This window comes from Ruminococcus intestinalis (genome assembly GCF_014288065.1).
In the GTDB taxonomy this organism is placed as follows: Bacteria; Bacillota; Clostridia; order Oscillospirales; family Acutalibacteraceae; genus Ruminococcoides; species Ruminococcoides intestinale_A.
In genome coordinates, this window is sequence record NZ_JACOPS010000001.1 from 723950 (window position 1) to 741605 (window position 17656).

Sequence of the window (17656 nt, forward strand, 5' to 3'; positions counted from 1 at the left end):
CTTTTCTATTGCTTAACCTTCATATGTCTTATTGCCAACATTGAAGAATTTGAATTCCTGAGGAGCAGAAACGCTATATTCATCAGTAGTAGCATTGTAAATGTATGAGTAAGCAAGTATTGTGAGATTCTGGTTGTTTTCAGTGTTGTTTACATTCCAGCTATATTCAAGTCTGTTCTTGTTATCAAGATTTTTCTTGTTAAGCTTGTAGTTGTAAACCTTAGCGTCACCCATTGTCTTATCTGATAAGTTGCCGCTGTTAAGAGCCTTAACTTTTGCAAGTAAATCAGACTCATCTACTGTGAACTTATCAGTAGCGTCAGCAGCTGAACTGTGTTTGCTGTTTACAACAAATACTACACCGCAAACTACATCTTTATTAATGTCAGCACAAAGCTTTTTACCGTTGTAATTATAAGAAACTGCAAAGTCAGCATATACCTTATCTCTGCCTGGATCATACTGGTTTCTTGAATACTCAAGGAACTGCATTGTGGCAGATACACCTGACTTAGAAGCGTCAACATCTTTACCGTAGCAAGCGGTAATGAGATAATTGTCATAAGCAAGGAAGTTAAACTCTCTTGTATAACACTTAGCTACTTCAATGCCGTTGCTGTCATCAGTCTGGATTGTCCAGTAACTGAACTTTTCACCATTAGCATTTGTTTCAGGAGCAACAATGAGGTAATCCTCATCATTAGTACTCTGAGTTGTTGAGCCTACAAGATTCTTAGGTGTAACGAGTGAAGCATAGTTTACTGAATATGTCTGCTTTGGCTTATCATTGCCTAAGTCGGCTGTAACAGTTACAAAACCGTTGTCATACTTAGCAGGAACAGTAGCTGTTACTGAGAGCATAGCGTTGGTTGTAGGATAAACGACATTGTTAAGATCCCATGTGATAGACTGTACAAAGTTGTCTTCGTATGGTGCAACCTTTAAGAGGAATGACTCCTTAAACTTATAAGAACCGTCAACCTCATCAAAATACTTGTCAATGTCAGAACCATAGAATGTGCCTTTTACTGTGTAAGTTTTCCACCAATTCTGATTAATAGCACCTGCAGGAATCTGCTCCTGTTTAAAGCCGTTATTATTATAATACTCTCTGCTCTCGTAGCCAAGATACTTAAATGTTACATTGTAGTTAAATACATCAGCTGTAAAGTCAGTGTAAAGATTTATTGTATTAGTTTTGAACTTCTGACTAGTAGTATCAAACAATTCGGAAAGCTTTGCAGAATATGATTTATTTTCCTGATTATATTCCCATACTGTATCATCAGTTGCTTTTGTATATGTGTAAGTACCGGCATTATTTGTCTGGCGGTATGTTTCACCTACATTGCAATGTGAATCAGCAACAGGATTCATAGTGATAGTGATTGTATAATCACTTCCATTAGTTAAGTTTGCAAGGATTTCTTTAAGTTCTGCATTTCCCTTTAATGTCAAACTACTAATATCAGACTTAGATGTATAAACTACCTTATTGTTGCTATCAGTAATAGTAAGAGTAAATGTTGTTTTACCGGTACCGTTACTTGCTGCAGGAACCGGATTTGGAGCTGTGCTGTAAGGGTTGTAGTTAAATGTAATATTTGACTCAACTTCAGGCAACTTAAGATCTGAATAGTAGTTAAGAGCCATTACAGTCTGCTTGTCATTAACAAAGAGGTCTGAAACCTTAACCATATAAGTTATAGTTGCAGGAGCATTAGCAGGACATTCCTTATCGTAATAATCACCGTTAGGCTCTTTTTTCAATGTAGAAACACCGCTTGCAACCTCCGGATAGTAGAAGTTAAGGAAGTGTGACTTAGCATATGACTGAGTATAGAGTGTTACCTCAATATAAGAACCATCATTTTTGTTTACAATATTTTCAAGTGTTACTGAACCGGCATCACTCTGTGTAGCAACAGCCTGAGAAGCAACAGGATTGCCGTTAGCGTCAAACACTTTAGCTGTTACAGAGAAAATACCAAGACCGTTATGTGAATCAGGACCTGTATATTTTGAATGAGTTATTGTTACAAAACCTGTAGGATATGGCTCATACATTGCATAAAGCTCTGTATTTGTACCTACAGTATATGTTGCGTTAAGGTCTGTAAGGTTAAGATCTGTGTAACCTGTAACTTTACCGTCTGCACCATACTTTGGTGTAGCCCAACCTATAAACTTATACTGAGTACCGTTAGTAGCGTTCAATGTAATGATTGTATTTCTTTCTACAGAATCAGAAGCTAAGTTAGTGTGAGTAGAACCAACGCTATCCGTATAGTCAAAGGAAGCTGAGCCGCCTGTTACCTTACCGGTAATTTTAGAATCACCAGAAGGCTTATCAACTGTCCAAACATCATTTTCAGAATTTCTGTAAATGATACCAACATTTACATCCAGCTTATCGGTAGAACGAGCATAGTACCAACGACCGTCAATACGATAACCTGTGTTTTTAGGTTCAACAGATGTTGAAGCACCCATTCTGTTTTCATAAGAAATTTTAGCACTGTTATACTTTAAACCGGCTTTTACAATAGCTTGATATGCTTCTGTCTGCTCAGAAGGAGTTGCCTCAGTAAAGTTGCCGTGTTCGTCAACAGAACCTCTTGGAATAAAGTCAGATGGCATGCCCTGAGTAACATAATCTCCGGCGGAATTATATACATACCAAATAGTTGACCATTTGTTATTAATTGTACCTATTTGCATACTCTGGTTACCAACAGAAATAATCTGGAGTGGTTCAGCAGTATTAAGGCCGGTATTATTATTATTCTTAGCAGTTTCATTTGTATAACCAAGAATACTTACAAGCTCACCGTCAATGTTGGTAAGATCTTCATAATCTGTAGCAGTTTTATCAATAATTGTAGTACCTGCCATAGGTTTGTTATTTGTAGCATTATTAACAAGTAACTTCTGGTTTGACTCGGTTTTATCAGCGTAATACTTTACATCAAACTCAACGGTATCGTATCCCATACTGGTAAGCTTTTCAAAGTCATCATAGTCGTATGTCTGGTTATTATGTAACTGAACTTCGTTTAAGAAGAGCTTATGAACATCTTCGTTTTCGTAGTAGTTGTTATTAGTAATACCTAATACCTGTTTGGTTTTATCACAAGTAAATTTACCGTTAACATTAGTATAAGCGTACTTAGAAACCTTAGCGGCAAATCTGCCCTGAGAGTCACGCATCATAAGCTGACCGGGATAAGCACCGTCCATATTAATGTCTGTATCATTATACCAAGAATAAATTGAAATTGAATTTCCCCAAGGTGTCTGGAGTGACTCTGGAGCATTGGTGTAGATAGTAATATAGTTACCGTCTGCCTCAATTACTTTATTATAGTAAATTGGAGTGATTTCAAGATCCTTTGTTACAGTAATAGGTGAAGCAGTCTGATAAACATTATTGCCGTTATCTACTACATCTACCTTTTCGCCGTTTACAACAAAAGCATATACATAATAGCCAAGGTCTGCCTCTTCTTTGTTTACAGTACATGATACAGTAATCTGCTCTTTATCATTAACAACATAAAGATTATAGAAATCCTTAACACTTGTTTTGAGAGGTTTGTCACCACTCAACAAGGAAATAGTTGTTGTACCAAATTTATGACCAACTTGGCTACCCATTGTAGCGTAAACCTTATGAGAATTAGCCGGAGCTACAAAATATGTACCATTGATGATATATGTCTGTGTTTTAGAATTGTAAGTTACCTCGATATTAGTAATATCGTCAGTATTTTGGAACTGAACCAGTGGGAAATGTTTTCCGCCCCATTCTTTATTTTGAGCTTGTTTTACATAATTCTTAAAGTGATCATCAACTTTCACCGTAAAGGTGCTGTTGTTAGGAACTAAACCAGAATTTTTACCGTCTGTTGAGAAGGATAAAAACTGAGTATTATTTGATGAAATTGCAGAAACAGGGAATGTTACAGAATATGTACCATTGTTCTCATATACTGGATAGTTTGTTTTATATTTACCAGCGCTATCCTGAGAAAGTGCCTGATCAGAATCTGATAACATAAACTTCCAATCTGAAAGAGTGCCCGGGTGCTCTTCAAAAGTTGCAGTTACCTTTACATCGCCAACAACATTAATTGTAATTGAAGTTGAGAAAGAGTCCTGACCAGTTGCAAATACTACATTGCTTTCATTGTCAAATTCCCAACCGCTGAATACATAGTCTTTGACTGCATTAGCTTTAAGTGTGATAGTTGAGTTAGACGCAACAGAAATAGCAGAAGAAGTTGTGCCTTCGGCAACTGTGCCTGCTGTACCGTTGTAAGTATAACTTACATTACCACCATTATTGCTTGCAACAATAATGTTATGATTTTCAATCTTTTCATATGTAAGATAAACAGTTACTGTTGTGCCGGTTACAGAAGAAGCATCAAGAGTATAAGTATCACCAGTAGCGAACTTACCTTCAAACTTCCACTTAGGGAAGTAACCGTCAACTGACTTAGCTTTGAATGTTACAGAAGTGCCGGGTTTTGCATTTACAGACTGAACAGTTTCGTCAGTATTTGTTACAATATTGCCTGTTTCGTTATCTGTGTATGAATAAATGTAAGCTGCACTGCCATCTACAAGGTCTGCATTTAATTCAACAGATACAGGATCGGCAACAGCATATTCCCACTTAATTTTACCGTTACTTATTCCGGCAGTAATGTCAAATGTAATTTTAATTTCGTTATTTGCCTGACCAAGAATACCCCACTTATCACCACCGCTTTCTACAACAGTTTTAGTAGAGTAGGTATTTTCACTAAGTTCTTCATAAGATGCAGACCAATATACTTTACCTGTATTTTTATCAGTAATGGTAACATATAAATGATCTGTAGGTGTCATCGTACATGTATAAATGCCATTAGATTCTTTGGTAAATTTATAGTTATTACTTGTAGTTAAATCATTACCATTCATGTAACCTGTTACATAGAATTCATAATCGTTTTCAGTACTGTTTTCAGTAGTAATATCAATGGTAACATCATCAGTACCAGCAGCTAAAGTATAAGTACCGCTTGTACCAAGATCAGTACTACCCTGCATTACTTTTGAAAGTGAATAGCCACTGTTAGGTGTAACTGTAAGTGTATAATCTTTATCATTATCAACAGTAACAGCAGTGCCGCTTGTAAGAGTATTGTCACCAAGTTTTACTGTAGCATTGCTAAAATTAACAGTTACTTTGTGAGTAGTATTAGAATCTGCATATGTTCCCCATTCACCAGTAAAATATTTTGTATTAGAAACCCATCCAGTGGATACATATTCGTTACCGGTAGCTTCAGATGCTTTTAAATTATAAGATTGATTCCATAACATATCGCCCCAGCCGTTTTCAGTTTGAGCTTTGTCCATACGGCAAAAAATTACATTGGCATAACTCCCCGGGACTGTAACGCTATAAATTTTATTATCATCGGGAACAGCAGTACAATCTACCCAAGCATTGTCAGTATCACTATTAAAGAAATATGCAGCCCATCGCTCATTGCCTTGATTTATTGCTTTAGTATCAAAATACAATGTTGAACCCTTAGTAAAAGTGTCAGCCGCATTCGAAGTAACCATACCGACAAGCATAGTCGAAAGCATCATCATAACAGCAAGCACAATAGAAATCGACTGTTTGCCAATACGCTTGAAATTCGTTTTCATTTTTATTACCTCCATTAAAAAAATTGAAACATATGAGCCGAATAAGTCTGTACCGTCCGAGAGGGAAGTTTTGCTTTGACGGCGACCGCTTTTACCGACTGACCTTCGGTGAATTTGCTGTATTCGGCAGTCAGACCGTATACTAACCCATAATTTTATTCTTTTATATTATAACATTTTTAGGTTTTTATTTCAATATTTTTTTGATGTTTTGTCGATTTTGACATTTCTTTATTAATTATATACAAAACAAATATATAATTATTGTGCAATAATAATATTTTAAATTACTTCAAAGAATTATAATTTTATAAATTTTTTATAACAAAAAATTTTTGCTGTCAATATGCATAATTTGCATTGGTTTTGCAGTTATTTGTTATAACCGCACTTTTTTAGCAATATTTTTCACAATAAAGCATTATAACAAAAGAAAAAGCCTTGCCGAAATCGACAAGACTTTTTAAAATTATGGCGGAGAGAAGGGGATTCGAACCCCTGGTACGGTGATTACCGTACACATGATTTCCAATCATGCTCCTTCGGCCAGCTCGGACATCTCTCCAAAGACAATGCCTATTATATCAAATACGCAAAGGAAAATCAAGACTTTTTTTAAAATTAATAATACTTATTATTCGCTTTCCCTTAATACCTTGTTAATATAGTTAAGCACACGCTTTTTGTCTGCGCTCCACAGGGGGGCTACAAGTATTTTTTTATCTCCGTCACCCGTAAGCCTGTGTATTACGGTGGTTTTTGGGATAACTCTAAGGCATTTTACGAGTATATCCGCATATCGCTCAAGCGACAGAACGGGCACATTGCCCTTTTCGTATTCATCGCATAAGTCGGTATCCTTTAATATGTGCAAAAGCTGTAACTTAATGCCGTCAGAACATTTGCCCGCATATTCAGCACTCTGCACTATCATATCTTCCGTTTCATTAGGCAAACCGATTATAATGTGCGTTATTACGCTTATGCCCTCCTTGTGCAGGGGCTTAACCGCATCATCATACACGCTTAAGTCATATCCACGGCGAATATAGTCTGCCGTGCTTTTATGAACTGTCTGCAAGCCGAGTTCCACCCACACAGGCTTTATTTTATTAAGTCTTGAGAGCAAATTTACGGTTTTGTCAGGCAGGCAGTCGGGACGGGTAGCGACCGACAAAGCGACAATTTCATCGGGTTCTATAGCCTCGGTGAAAATTTTTTCAAGGTACTCAACGGGTGCGTATGTATTTGTAAACGGCTGAAAGTAAGCAATAAATTTTTTACAATCGGTTTTTCTGCCGATTCTCTCTTTAGCCTCCCGAATTTGCTCGGTTATGCTGTGGTTTCTGTCGGCGGAAAATTCTCCCGAACCTCCCCTACTGCAAAAAATACACCCCCGTGTGTCTATTTTGCCGTCACGGTTAGGGCAAGTCATACCGCCGTCAAGAGAAATTTTATATACCTTTTCGCCAAAGGTGTTTTTTAAATATTCGTTTAGAGAATAATAATACATAACTGCTCCGTTTTCGGTAAAATGCAAAATGACCGACTATGTCGGTCATTGCTTTGGTTAGAAAATTTAGAAGAGGAAAATCTATGAAAACTTCTTGTTAACTTTATTGTGCTTATATAATAACCAGCTTTTGTGACGATTATATGAATAGAAGTACAAAAAAATGTGAAACTTTGTGTGATTTTTTAAAAATCTTAATTACAGCTTAGAATACAGCTTGATATACTCAAGAAATTTTGCTGAAATTTCGTCTTCAAGTTTTTCAAATTCTTTGTCAATGCCGCCGTTAAAAAATTGCTTGGTATGAATTTGCATTGCGAATTGTAAATATAAACATAGTTTATCTAAATAATTCCATATCAGAATTATATAAATCCTCTCTCGTAATATCGGCGTAAAATTCTTCGCCCGCAGCATTTTCCAAAGCCTTGATAATAAGGTTCGGATTTGCGTTGTCGGTACTGCCTGCGGAAAGTACAATTTCAAGCTCGGCAAAATCACATTTTTCCGATAAAGAATAATTTTTAATACTTTTCTTTAAATCAACAGTCTTGTAACCCGACTTTGACTTCTTTTCAAGCATAATTTCTTCGCTTTCCAAAAGTTCTTTCAGTGCGGTATATACTTTATCAGAGTTAAGATTATCATTGCTGATTTTCATATTAAACCTTGCATACGCAATTTTTCCGGCTTTCATAATCGGCTCTGTAACCGCAAAAACTCTTATGCCCTGCGGCAGGCAGGCATTAAGATTGTTGATTAATTCTTCATCGGAAATATCTTCAATCAATTTTATATCCATACACTCGTTAATTCCTCTGAATCCGAGTGAAAGCGGCAGAGGAAAAGTTGCGAACGGGTGCGGATTAAATCCCTCGGTATGCCATATCGGAGCTTTGCTCTTGTGCAATGCTCTTAACATACAGCGGTTAAGGTCGAGGTGCGATATATAACGGCACTCGTTATCTTTCTTAAACCAAACTCTTGCGTTTTTCAAAGCACACACCCTCCCCGTATTTTGCCGCACCGCAGTTGTTGCACTTCAAACGGCAATGCGGTGTTGTTGTATTTTCATATGCTTTTTTACATTCTTTAATAAGATAATCCTTAGTTACGCCGTAGTCAAGGTGATCCCACGGAAATACCTCGTCAAACGAGCGCTGACGGTTTGCGTAGAATGTCGGGTCAATGCCGCACTCTTCAAAAATATCAAGCCATTTCTGCAAGTCAAAGCAGTCGCCCCAACCGTCAAAATGAAAACCTTTTTCGCAGGCAATTTCCATTGCTTTACACAGCTTTCTGTCACCACGGGCAAATACCGCCTCAAGGTAACTTGTGTCGGCATCGTGGTAATTAAACTGAATCTTGCGGGTTGTAATGCTTTCTTTGATATGCTGTTGTTTAGCGTGCAAAGTAGGGATTGTGTCCTGTCCGTGCCACTGGAACGGCGTAAACGGTTTTGGCACAAATGATGACACAGAAACTGTTACTCTTACACCCTTTCCCTTTGGCTTATTCGGGCAATTATAATAAGTATCGACTACAGCCTGTCCGAGGTCGGCAATTGCCTTTACATCGTCCATTGTTTCTGTAGGCAACCCGATCATAAAGTACAGTTTTACAGTAGTCCAACCGCCTTCAAAAGCTGTTGCGCAGGTCTGCATAAGCTCATCATGCTGAACATTTTTATTGATAACATCACGCATACGCTGACTTCCCGCCTCGGGCGCAAATGTAAGTCCGCTCTTACGCACTGTTTTGATTTTATTCATAATATCATCGGTAAAACCGTCAACTCGCAATGACGGCAGAGAAATACTGACTTTTTCGTCCTTACTCCACTCATTGAGTTTTGTAAGCAACGGCACAATCTGTGTGTAGTCGCTTGAACTCAGCGAAGAAAGCGACACTTCGTCATAACCCGTATTCTCACACAATGCTCTGCACTGCTTATTGATAACTTCGGGAGATTTTTCTCTTACGGGACGATAAATAAATCCTGCCTGACAAAAACGACAGCCACGAATACAGCCACGGAATATCTCCTGCACCGCTCTGTCATGCACAATTTCCACAAGCGGAACTACGAAATTATCGGGATAATAGCTTTCGTCCATTTTCTTCATAAGACGCTTGTGAACAACAGACGGAGCACCGTGCTTTGGAATATACCGTTTAATTGTGCCGTCCTCGTTGTACTCAACATCATAAAGCGACGGCACATACACGCCCTCTATCTGTGCACATTCAATGAGGAACTGCTCTCTTGACTTACCCTCTGCTCTGCACTTTCTGTAAAGCTCCATAACCTCAAGGTCAACCTCTTCGCCCTCACCTATGAAGAAAAGGTCGATAAAATCCGCAATCGGCTCGGGGTTGCAGGTGCAAGGGCCGCCTGCCACAACAATCTGCTTTAAACCTGTACGCTCACAGGATTTAATCGGCACACCCGAAAGCTTAAGCATATTGAGCACATTTGTAAAACTAAGCTCATACTGCAATGTAAAACCGATAAAATCAAAATCCGATACAGGGTCGCCGCTCTCAAGTGCATAAAGCGGAATATTATTTTTAATCATTTCTTCTTCCATATCAATCCACGGCGCAAAAACTCTTTCACACCATATATACGGAATTGAATTAAACAAACTGTATAGAATTTTCATTCCGAGATGCGACATTCCCACTTCGTAGGTATCAGGAAAGCAGAAAGCAAACCTCACATCAACATCTTTTTTATTTTTTACAACTGCGTTAAGCTCTCCGCCAACATATCTGCCCGGCTTTTGAACCTTTAGCAAAAGTTTTTCTACTTCCTTGCTGACCATTGTATTACCTCCGTCAGAAATACCTGTTATTTTTAAAAACTAATGAAAGTATAATATAACCGCATACAAACAACAGCGAAAAATTATAATCCGAATTAAAAAGTATTATAAATCCCAGCACAGCTATTGGAAATAATGCGATGAAAGTTATGATATTTACTGCCTTTTCCGCCGTATGACCCGTAAATCTGCGGCTAAGCAAAATATACAATAGCTGCCCGCCGTCAAACGACATTACAGGCAGTAAATTTAAAAGACAGAGCGACAGATTTACATAAGCAAATTTTAATAAATCTGTTCCAATACATAAGTATATCAGAAAAATAATAATAAAACAAATAAAATTAGCAAACGGCCCGAAAAAGACTATAAGAAAATTCTGTAAATCACTTCTTTGCTGTCGGCTTTCATCATTTATTGCAATTTCAAACAAAGAAATGCTGATTTTCTTCGGTTTGCTGCCGAAAATCAGCATCATTAAAAGATGCCCCGATTCGTGAATGACCACAGCAAAACTGCACATTACAAATCCGCCGAATATATCAAGTATAATACAAACGGCAATCAGGCAGAGCAATGTGTATGAAACACTGAATTTAATATTGAACAGTTCAAACTTCATCGTTTGTCGCAGTACCGAAAATTTCGGATAAATTGTAATCGTCGGGAGTATTTTCGGCTATAATTGATTTGTTAAGTTCGCCGTAATACCATTGACGGGCAGCAGTGTAAAAATCGCCGCCGACAGTTTTTATAACAAACGCAGCCAAAGCAAGCAATAAACATATTATAAGCTGCATCGTAACAAGGACTTGCGTATTGTGAGATTTTTTACGCTTTTGCGGCGGTAATTCTGTATTTTGAGGACTTTCCTCTTCCGTTTCCGTATGCGCAGGAGTTGAATATTCGGGGCAAGAGGCACTCTGCCAACCGTCATCGTATGTAATTTCATTTGTAAAATTTTCTTCTGTCAAAACAACCACCTCAATGCAATATATGCACTGAGGTGGACAAAATTAACCTAACTTTTTAAAATCGCCTTTAACAAGATTTATAAAGAAACAAATCGCAATAGTAAGCGAGAAAATCTCGGCAATCGGAAATGCATACCAAACTGCTCCGATTCCCCAAATTCTTGAGAAAATAAACGCAATCGGTAAAATAAGCACAAGCTGACGGGCAAAAGACATAATAAGACTTCTCATTCCCTTGCCGACTGCCTGGAACAAGGTGGTAAAGATAATACCCGCTGCGGCAGGAATAAAGCAAAGACTTATAATTCTGAACGCAGGCACGCCGATCTTCATAAGTTCCTCTGTGCCGCCGAACATTGAAATAAGCTGTTCCGGGATTATCCACATTGCCAATGTGCCTAAAGTCATAATAATTACGCCAATTATAATACCACGCTTGAGTGCGGAATATACACGCTTGCGGTTTCTTGCGCCGTAGTTGTAACCGATAATCGGCATAACGCCCTGGTTAAGTCCAAAGCAAGGCATAAATACAAAGCTCTGCAATTTATAATAAACACCGAGAACCGTTACCGAAGCCTCGGAAGCGGCAAGAATACCGTTAAGTCCTACAATCATAATCGAACCTATCGACTGCATAATAATAGACGGGAAACCAACGGCATATATGTTTTTTACAGTCTTCATACTGAATTTAAATTTTCTGAATGTAATTTTAATTAAATGAGATTTCAAGAAAATTATCAGAAGTGCAAAAATCATACTGCAAAACTGACCGAATACCGTTGCAACAGCTGCTCCTGTAACACCGAGTTGAGGGAACGGACCTATACCGAAAATCAAGAGCGGGTCAAAAATAATATTAATTACCGCTCCCGTGAGCTGAAACAACATCGGAAAAATCATATTGCCCGTAGCCTGCAAAGTTTTTTCGATTGTAACTTCTATAATCGCAAAGAGCGAAAAGCAGAGAACCACTGTAAGGTACTGTGTACCGTATTCTATGATATTTTCGTTGGTTGTATAAAGCATCATAAAAGGTCTTGAAATCACAATACCGAGGACAAGAAATATTGCGTAGCTGAAAAAACTTAACAGCAGACCGTGGGTTGCAACCTCGTTTGCCTCTTTAAAATTCTTTTCGCCAAGTCGTCTTGAAACAAGTGAGTTAATACCGACGCCCGTACCGACCGCTACAGCAATCAAAAGCATCTGCAACGGATAAGCAAGTGAAGTGGCATTAAGTCCTTCCTGACTGTACTGCCCGATAAAAATACTGTCAACTACATTGTACATTGCCATAATTGTCATTGAAAAAATTGCAGGCAACGACATAGTAAGTATCAGTTTTGTCATGGGCATAGTGCCCATTTTGTTTTCTTTTACATTTTCCATTCGTTTCTGTTTCCTTTCCTAACCTTAAATATTCATTTATTTTCACTTTTAGCGATAAAACGCTTTTTGTATATCAAAAAAATAAAAAACATTATTAATGTGCCGAAAATCACACCCGAAAAGTCGAGCAGTACATCTGTAATCATTCCCGCTCTGCCCTCTACATTAAGTTGTATGGTTTCGTCACAGACCGCAGTCGCAAGTCCGCAAAACATTACATTTATATAGTATTTATACGGTTTCAGTTTGTCAAAAGCAAATGCGCATGACATAAGCATTGCTCCTATTGCCGTATATTCACAGAAATGAGCGGATTTTCTCACTATATGGTCAGTAAGTTCGGGAGTAAAACCTAAAAAGTCTAAAATTTTCTGCAAAAATTCAAGTACATTTCCGCTTTCTTCCGATGATATATCAGCAGGCATCGAGGAATGAATAAATGCAAATGCCACAAGGGCTATCGTTATTATAATTAAAATCGCTTTGGCTTTTTTGCCGCAACTGTATGTAGCCATTTTTAGTCACCTCGTATTATTTTACACAAATCTGCATAATATGTCAATCGACAAATAAAGGAATGGTTATATTTTAAATGTATGTTAAAATTTTGCGTAAAAGCTGTAGTTTTTTAGATAAAAAATAAATTGCAATATATATCGGTATCTGTTATACTATTTTAGTACTTTTATTTTGAAAGGAGTATTGTTTTGTTAAACTATATCTTAGTGTTTTTGATTTCTATGGTTCCTCTTATTGAGCTGAGAGGTGCCGTTCCGTTCGGTGTAGGAATGCAGCTTGATTTATTCTGGGTGTATGTCCTCGCTATCTTAGGTAATATGTTGCCCGTACCTTTTATATATTTCTTTGCAAGAAAAATTCTTGTATGGGGCAGCGACAAAAAATTTATAGGAAAATTCTTTAAATTCTGCCTTGAAAAAGGCGAAAAGGGCGGTAAAAAATTGCAGGCAAAAGCTGGCAGAGGTTTGTTCTTCGCTTTACTTTTATTCGTAGGTATTCCTCTCCCGGGTACAGGCGCCTGGACAGGTACACTTGCCGCAAGTATGCTCGATATGGACTTTAAGTCAAGCGTAATTGCAGTAATGCTCGGTGTAATTCTTGCAGGTATAATTATGGGACTTGCAAGTATGGGCTTATTCGGCGGATTAAGCGCAATTTTTGCTCCAAAATAAAAACCGACGGGCAGCTTTGGCTGCCCTGTTTTTTAGGATGATTACTTTGAAAAATACAAATTATGATATAATAACGGTCGGTGCGGGTGCTGCGGGACTTGCGGCGGCTATATCGGCAAAACGAAATAACAGAGATTTAAAAATAGCAATTCTTGAGGCTCAAAGCAAAGCAGGCAAAAAAATTCTTGTTACAGGCAACGGCCGCTGTAATCTGACAAACACCAATGTCAGTAAAGAATTTTATCACGGCAGTTTTGATGTTTCTAAAATCTTAAACAGATTTTCCGCAGAAAAACTTATAAATTTCTTTTCAACCTTAGGTCTTGTATGCGACACAGAAACAAACGGACTTGTTTATCCTCATTCAAGACAAGCAAGTGCCGTGCTTGATGTTTTGCTTATGGAAATTAAAAGGCTGAAAATCGAAATCATATGCGACTGCAAAGTTGAACTTATCCGTAAAAAAGGCGAATTTTTCAATATCAAAACCTCGAACGGAGAATACACCGCCAAAAAAGCAGTTATGTCATGCGGCGGAAAGGCCTTTCCTGCAGCAGGCGGCACAGGGCTCGGACTTGATGTTATAAAAAATCTCGGTCATAAAATCACGCCGTTATTCCCTGCCCTCTGTCCTATTCAGGTCAAAAATGATTTTATGAAAAGTCTTAAAGGAATCCGTGCTAAAGCGGAAGTTACTCTTTATGACGGCGAAAAAGCAATAAAAAGCGAAATCGGCGAAGTACAGTTTACGGATAATGCACTTTCGGGAATTTGTGTGTTCAATCTCACAACTCTTTTACCCAAAACCAAAAATCCGATTATTTCCGTAAATCTTACAAAAGATTATTCGTATATAGAATTATTAAATTTACTTTATGACAGAAAAAAGCTGTTTGCAAATGAACCACTCGAAGAGTTTTTCACGGGTCTTTTTCATAAAAAAATAGGAACAGCACTTATTAAAAGCATTACAAACAAAGCATTGACAGAAAGCTGTAAAAAGTTAAGCGACAAAGAACTAAAATCACTTGCGAATTTAATTCAAAATTGGAAATTTGAATGTAAACAATGCAAAGATTTTTCAAAAGCGCAGGTAATGCTCGGCGGCGTAAACGGAAACGAAGTAAACGGCTATACATTTGAAAGCAAAGTTGTAAAAAATCTATACATCTGCGGCGAAGCACTCGATGTTTGCGGAGATTGCGGCGGATTTAACCTGCATTTTGCTTTTGCAAGCGGTATTATAACAGGAGAAAACCTATGATAAGAATAAGCAATATACATTTACCTCTTGACTACACAAGCGAAACCGTCTTAAATAAAGCGGCAAAACTTATTAATGTAGATAAAAAGTTTTTTAAAAGCTGTACGATTTTCAGACGCTCGATTGACGCAAGAAAAAAGGATAATATATTTTTTCTTGCAACCGTTGACGCAGAACTTTTTGTAAACGAAGAAAAGATATGCAAAAAATTTAAAAATGCCGAAATAGCAGAAAAATATGAATATACTGTTGAAAAATTCAGAGGTACGGTCAGCCCTGTGGTAGTCGGAGCAGGCCCTGCAGGATTATTTGCCGCACTTATACTTGCACAGAGCGGTGCAAATCCGATTTTAATCGAGCGTGGCAGAGATGTAGATACCCGAACGGAAGATGTACATAACTTTTGGAAAAACGGTATTCTTGACACAACAAGCAATGTACAATTCGGCGAAGGCGGTGCCGGAGCTTTTTCTGACGGCAAACTTACCACAGGCACTAAAGACACCCGTCAGCGCAAGGTACTTATTGAATTTGTAAAACACGGAGCGCCTGACGAAATTCTTTACAATGCAAAACCGCATATCGGAACGGACAAATTAAGACCGACAGTTAAAAGCATAAGAAATGAAATTATCCGCCTCGGCGGAAAAGTTATGTTTGAAACAAAGCTTATCGGATTTTCAGCAAAAGACAATTCTGTTACAAGTGCGGAAATTGAGCATAACGGAACTAAACAAACCATTGATACCAATGCAATTATCCTTGCAATCGGACACAGCGCCAGAGATACTTTTGAAATGTTAAATGAAAAAGCTATACCGATTGAGGCAAAAGCATTTTCTGTCGGCGCAAGAATTGAGCATCACAGAGAAATGATTGATAAATCACAGTACGGCAAATTTGCAGGCAACAAAGCGCTTGGCGCAGCAAGCTACAAGACAAATGTTCACCTTGAAAACGGCAGAGGCGTATATACATTTTGTATGTGCCCGGGCGGAAAAGTTGTAAATGCCTCAAGCGAAGAAAACCGACTTTGCACAAACGGAATGAGTGAATTTGCAAGAAATGAAGAAAATTCAAATGCCGCCTTACTTGTCGGGATTACACCTGCCGACTATCAATCGGAAAATCCGCTTGCAGGAATGTATTTTCAGCGTGAGCTTGAGCATAAAGCATTTGTTGCCGGAGGAGAGAACTTTAATGCTCCGGTTCAGCGTGTATGCGACTTTATTGAAAATAAGGCAAGTACAAAAATCGGTGATGTAAAACCGTCTGTAGGTCCCGACTTTACACCGACCGACCTTAATAAATGTCTGCCTGATTTTATAACAAACTCAATGCGACAGGCAATAGTGCAAATGGATAAAAAATTACACGGTTTTTCATACGGTGACGCTGTGCTGACAGGTGTTGAAACCCGCAGTTCATCGCCAATCAGAATTATGAGAAACAACAATTTACAAAGTATTTCGGTAGCAGGACTTTATCCGTGCGGAGAGGGCGCAGGATATGCAGGCGGTATTATTTCAGCCGCAGTAGACGGAATTAAGTGTGCGGAGAAAATTATAGAAAATTCCATATCAGAATAAAAGCAAAATTACAGCAAGCAAAAAGTGCAGTTCATTCGAGCTGCACTTCTTTTGTTTATAAGGTATATGAATATTTAATTTTGAGCTGCAATATACATCTGAAGTTCTGTTACATCTAATACTGTAAGCTGACCGTCACCGTTGAGATCGAGCGCCTCAAGTACCGCCTTGTCGCTTTCATCTATTATAGGCATACCGTCATCATTTTTAGAACCCGCAATATGTAACTGCATAGATGTAACATCGGAAACATTTACAATCCCGTCACCATTTGCATCACCCTTGAGCACTTTTTTGCCATCAATAGCCACAAATTTCAGCTTGTTGCTATCGGTGTAAGAGTTTACATAACTCTGTGCATACGAACCTTCGTAGCCATAAATTGTAATGTCTGAGTTAAGGAGGAAGAATAATCTATCGCCAATTGAGGTTACGCTCTTAGGAATAGTTACACTTTTAAGATTGTAACACTCTGCAAATGCATACTCTTCAATAGTTGAAACACCGTCCGGAATTACTACGCTTTCAAGACTTGTGCAACCCCAAAAAGCACAACCCTTAATGTATGTAAGAGTTTTGGGAAGAGTGATGCTTTTCAAATTTGTTTTATTATAAAACGCACCACGAGCAAGCATAGTTACGGTTTTGCCGTCAATCTGTTCCGGAATAACTACATCGGTATCACTGCCAAGGTATTCCCAAAAAATAATTGACTTGCCATCAATGTTCTCATAGCGGTAGTCGCCACTTGTTATAACATAATGCTCAGCATCTCTGCTCTGCGAAACCTTTGGAACATTTACTTCGGCTGCGTTTGCAGTAAATGGTATTGCCGAAAACGCAGAAGTAAGCATTGCGGTAACAATTATAGCTGTAATAGCTTTTTTAAATTTTTTCATTTTATAACCCCTAACTAATATATTTATATTTCTATGTTATCACTGCAAAAATGCTTTGTCAATAAAATGAATAAATTTTAACACTATTTTTCTGTATTGTAGATAGATATGACATAATTTGTGCAAAAAATTACAATCTGACTATAAAATCAAATGACTTCGGTTATGAAAAAACAGCGGAATTAGTCGAAATTCTTTTCAAACAAAAATTTTCGTTATGATTCTTTAGGGCGATTTTCAGATTAGAAAATTGTTAATACAAACTTCAAATTAAAACATAATTCACCTTAAC

General features: G+C 37.9%; 12 protein-coding genes and 1 tRNA gene. 3 read left to right on the forward strand and 10 right to left on the reverse strand.

The genetic code is table 11. From position 1 onward, the window contains the following. Window positions 1-12: 12 nt before the first annotated feature. The 9 genes from H8R91_RS03595 to H8R91_RS03635 all read right to left on the reverse strand — a co-directional run bounded on the left by H8R91_RS03595 (window position 13) and on the right by H8R91_RS03635 (window position 12937). Window positions 13-5712, reverse strand: coding sequence for a hypothetical protein (locus tag H8R91_RS03595; protein ID WP_186934890.1), 5700 nt, complete (start codon window positions 5710-5712; stop codon window positions 13-15). A 472-nt stretch (window positions 5713-6184) separates the two neighbouring features. Further along, a tRNA-Ser gene (locus H8R91_RS03600) sits at window positions 6185-6277 on the reverse strand. 69 nt (window positions 6278-6346) lie between these two features. Then, a complete protein-coding gene (mnmL, locus tag H8R91_RS03605; RefSeq protein WP_186934891.1) occupies window positions 6347-7225 on the reverse strand; it encodes a tRNA modification radical SAM protein MnmL/YtqA in 879 nt (292 codons plus the stop codon). Window positions 7226-7565: 340 nt separating this feature from the next. After that, a complete protein-coding gene (locus H8R91_RS03610; RefSeq protein ID WP_186934892.1) occupies window positions 7566-8222 on the reverse strand; it encodes a TIGR03936 family radical SAM-associated protein in 657 nt (218 codons plus the stop codon). Beyond that, entirely contained in the window at window positions 8197-10053 is a 1857-nt protein-coding gene (locus H8R91_RS03615) for a TIGR03960 family B12-binding radical SAM protein (protein WP_186934893.1), read from the reverse strand. Before H8R91_RS03615 ends, H8R91_RS03610 begins: the two co-directional genes overlap by 26 nt. A 13-nt stretch (window positions 10054-10066) precedes the next feature. Further along, complete coding sequence (locus H8R91_RS03620; RefSeq protein WP_186934894.1) at window positions 10067-10675, reverse strand: site-2 protease family protein; 609 nt, start codon at window positions 10673-10675, stop codon at window positions 10067-10069. Continuing rightward, the gene (locus H8R91_RS03625) at window positions 10665-11027 is read right to left on the reverse strand and encodes a hypothetical protein (RefSeq protein ID WP_186934895.1); all 363 of its coding nucleotides are present in this window, start codon (window positions 11025-11027) and stop codon (window positions 10665-10667) included. The genes H8R91_RS03620 and H8R91_RS03625 overlap by 11 nt, the downstream gene beginning before the upstream one ends. A gap of 42 nt (window positions 11028-11069) precedes the next feature. Continuing rightward, window positions 11070-12422: an MATE family efflux transporter gene (locus H8R91_RS03630; protein ID WP_186934896.1), complete on the reverse strand. Its 1353-nt coding sequence runs from the start codon at window positions 12420-12422 to the stop codon at window positions 11070-11072. Between the two features lie 32 nt (window positions 12423-12454). Continuing rightward, window positions 12455-12937, reverse strand: a complete 483-nt coding sequence (locus tag H8R91_RS03635; RefSeq protein ID WP_186934897.1) for a VanZ family protein — start codon at window positions 12935-12937, stop codon at window positions 12455-12457. Window positions 12938-13162: 225 nt separating this feature from the next. Between H8R91_RS03635 and H8R91_RS03640 the strand changes: the two genes are divergently transcribed. The 3 genes from H8R91_RS03640 to H8R91_RS03650 are packed head-to-tail and all read left to right on the forward strand — an operon-like array spanning window position 13163 to window position 16465. Beyond that, complete coding sequence (locus H8R91_RS03640; RefSeq protein WP_186935009.1) at window positions 13163-13612, forward strand: COG2426 family protein; 450 nt, start codon at window positions 13163-13165, stop codon at window positions 13610-13612. A gap of 46 nt (window positions 13613-13658) precedes the next feature. Then, complete coding sequence (locus H8R91_RS03645; RefSeq protein ID WP_186934898.1) at window positions 13659-14876, forward strand: BaiN/RdsA family NAD(P)/FAD-dependent oxidoreductase; 1218 nt, start codon at window positions 13659-13661, stop codon at window positions 14874-14876. After that, window positions 14873-16465 carry an NAD(P)/FAD-dependent oxidoreductase gene (locus H8R91_RS03650; protein WP_186934899.1) on the forward strand — a complete coding sequence of 531 codons (1593 nt, stop codon included), beginning with the start codon at window positions 14873-14875 and terminating at the stop codon, window positions 16463-16465. The genes H8R91_RS03645 and H8R91_RS03650 overlap by 4 nt, the downstream gene beginning before the upstream one ends. A 74-nt stretch (window positions 16466-16539) precedes the next feature. On the opposite strand, the gene H8R91_RS03655 is transcribed toward H8R91_RS03650, so the two are convergent. Then, window positions 16540-17364: a leucine-rich repeat protein gene (locus tag H8R91_RS03655; RefSeq protein ID WP_186934900.1), complete on the reverse strand. Its 825-nt coding sequence runs from the start codon at window positions 17362-17364 to the stop codon at window positions 16540-16542. Between the last annotated feature and the right edge of the window lie 292 nt (window positions 17365-17656).

Excerpts from the sequence above, each read along its gene's own strand:
- H8R91_RS03615 (WP_186934893.1), bottom strand. The coding sequence starts at position 10,053 with ATGGTCAGCAAGGAAGTAGAAAAACTTTTGCTAAAGGTTCAAAAGCCG.
- H8R91_RS03630 (WP_186934896.1), bottom strand. The coding sequence starts at position 12,422 with ATGGAAAATGTAAAAGAAAACAAAATGGGCACTATGCCCATGACAAAA.
- H8R91_RS03595 (WP_186934890.1), bottom strand. The coding sequence starts at position 5,712 with ATGAAAACGAATTTCAAGCGTATTGGCAAACAGTCGATTTCTATTGTG.
- H8R91_RS03635 (WP_186934897.1), bottom strand. The coding sequence starts at position 12,937 with ATGGCTACATACAGTTGCGGCAAAAAAGCCAAAGCGATTTTAATTATA.
- mnmL (WP_186934891.1), bottom strand. The coding sequence starts at position 7,225 with ATGTATTATTATTCTCTAAACGAATATTTAAAAAACACCTTTGGCGAA.
- H8R91_RS03640 (WP_186935009.1), top strand. The coding sequence starts at position 13,163 with ATGGTTCCTCTTATTGAGCTGAGAGGTGCCGTTCCGTTCGGTGTAGGA.
- H8R91_RS03655 (WP_186934900.1), bottom strand. The coding sequence starts at position 17,364 with ATGAAAAAATTTAAAAAAGCTATTACAGCTATAATTGTTACCGCAATG.
- H8R91_RS03620 (WP_186934894.1), bottom strand. The coding sequence starts at position 10,675 with ATGAAGTTTGAACTGTTCAATATTAAATTCAGTGTTTCATACACATTG.
- H8R91_RS03650 (WP_186934899.1), top strand. The coding sequence starts at position 14,873 with ATGATAAGAATAAGCAATATACATTTACCTCTTGACTACACAAGCGAA.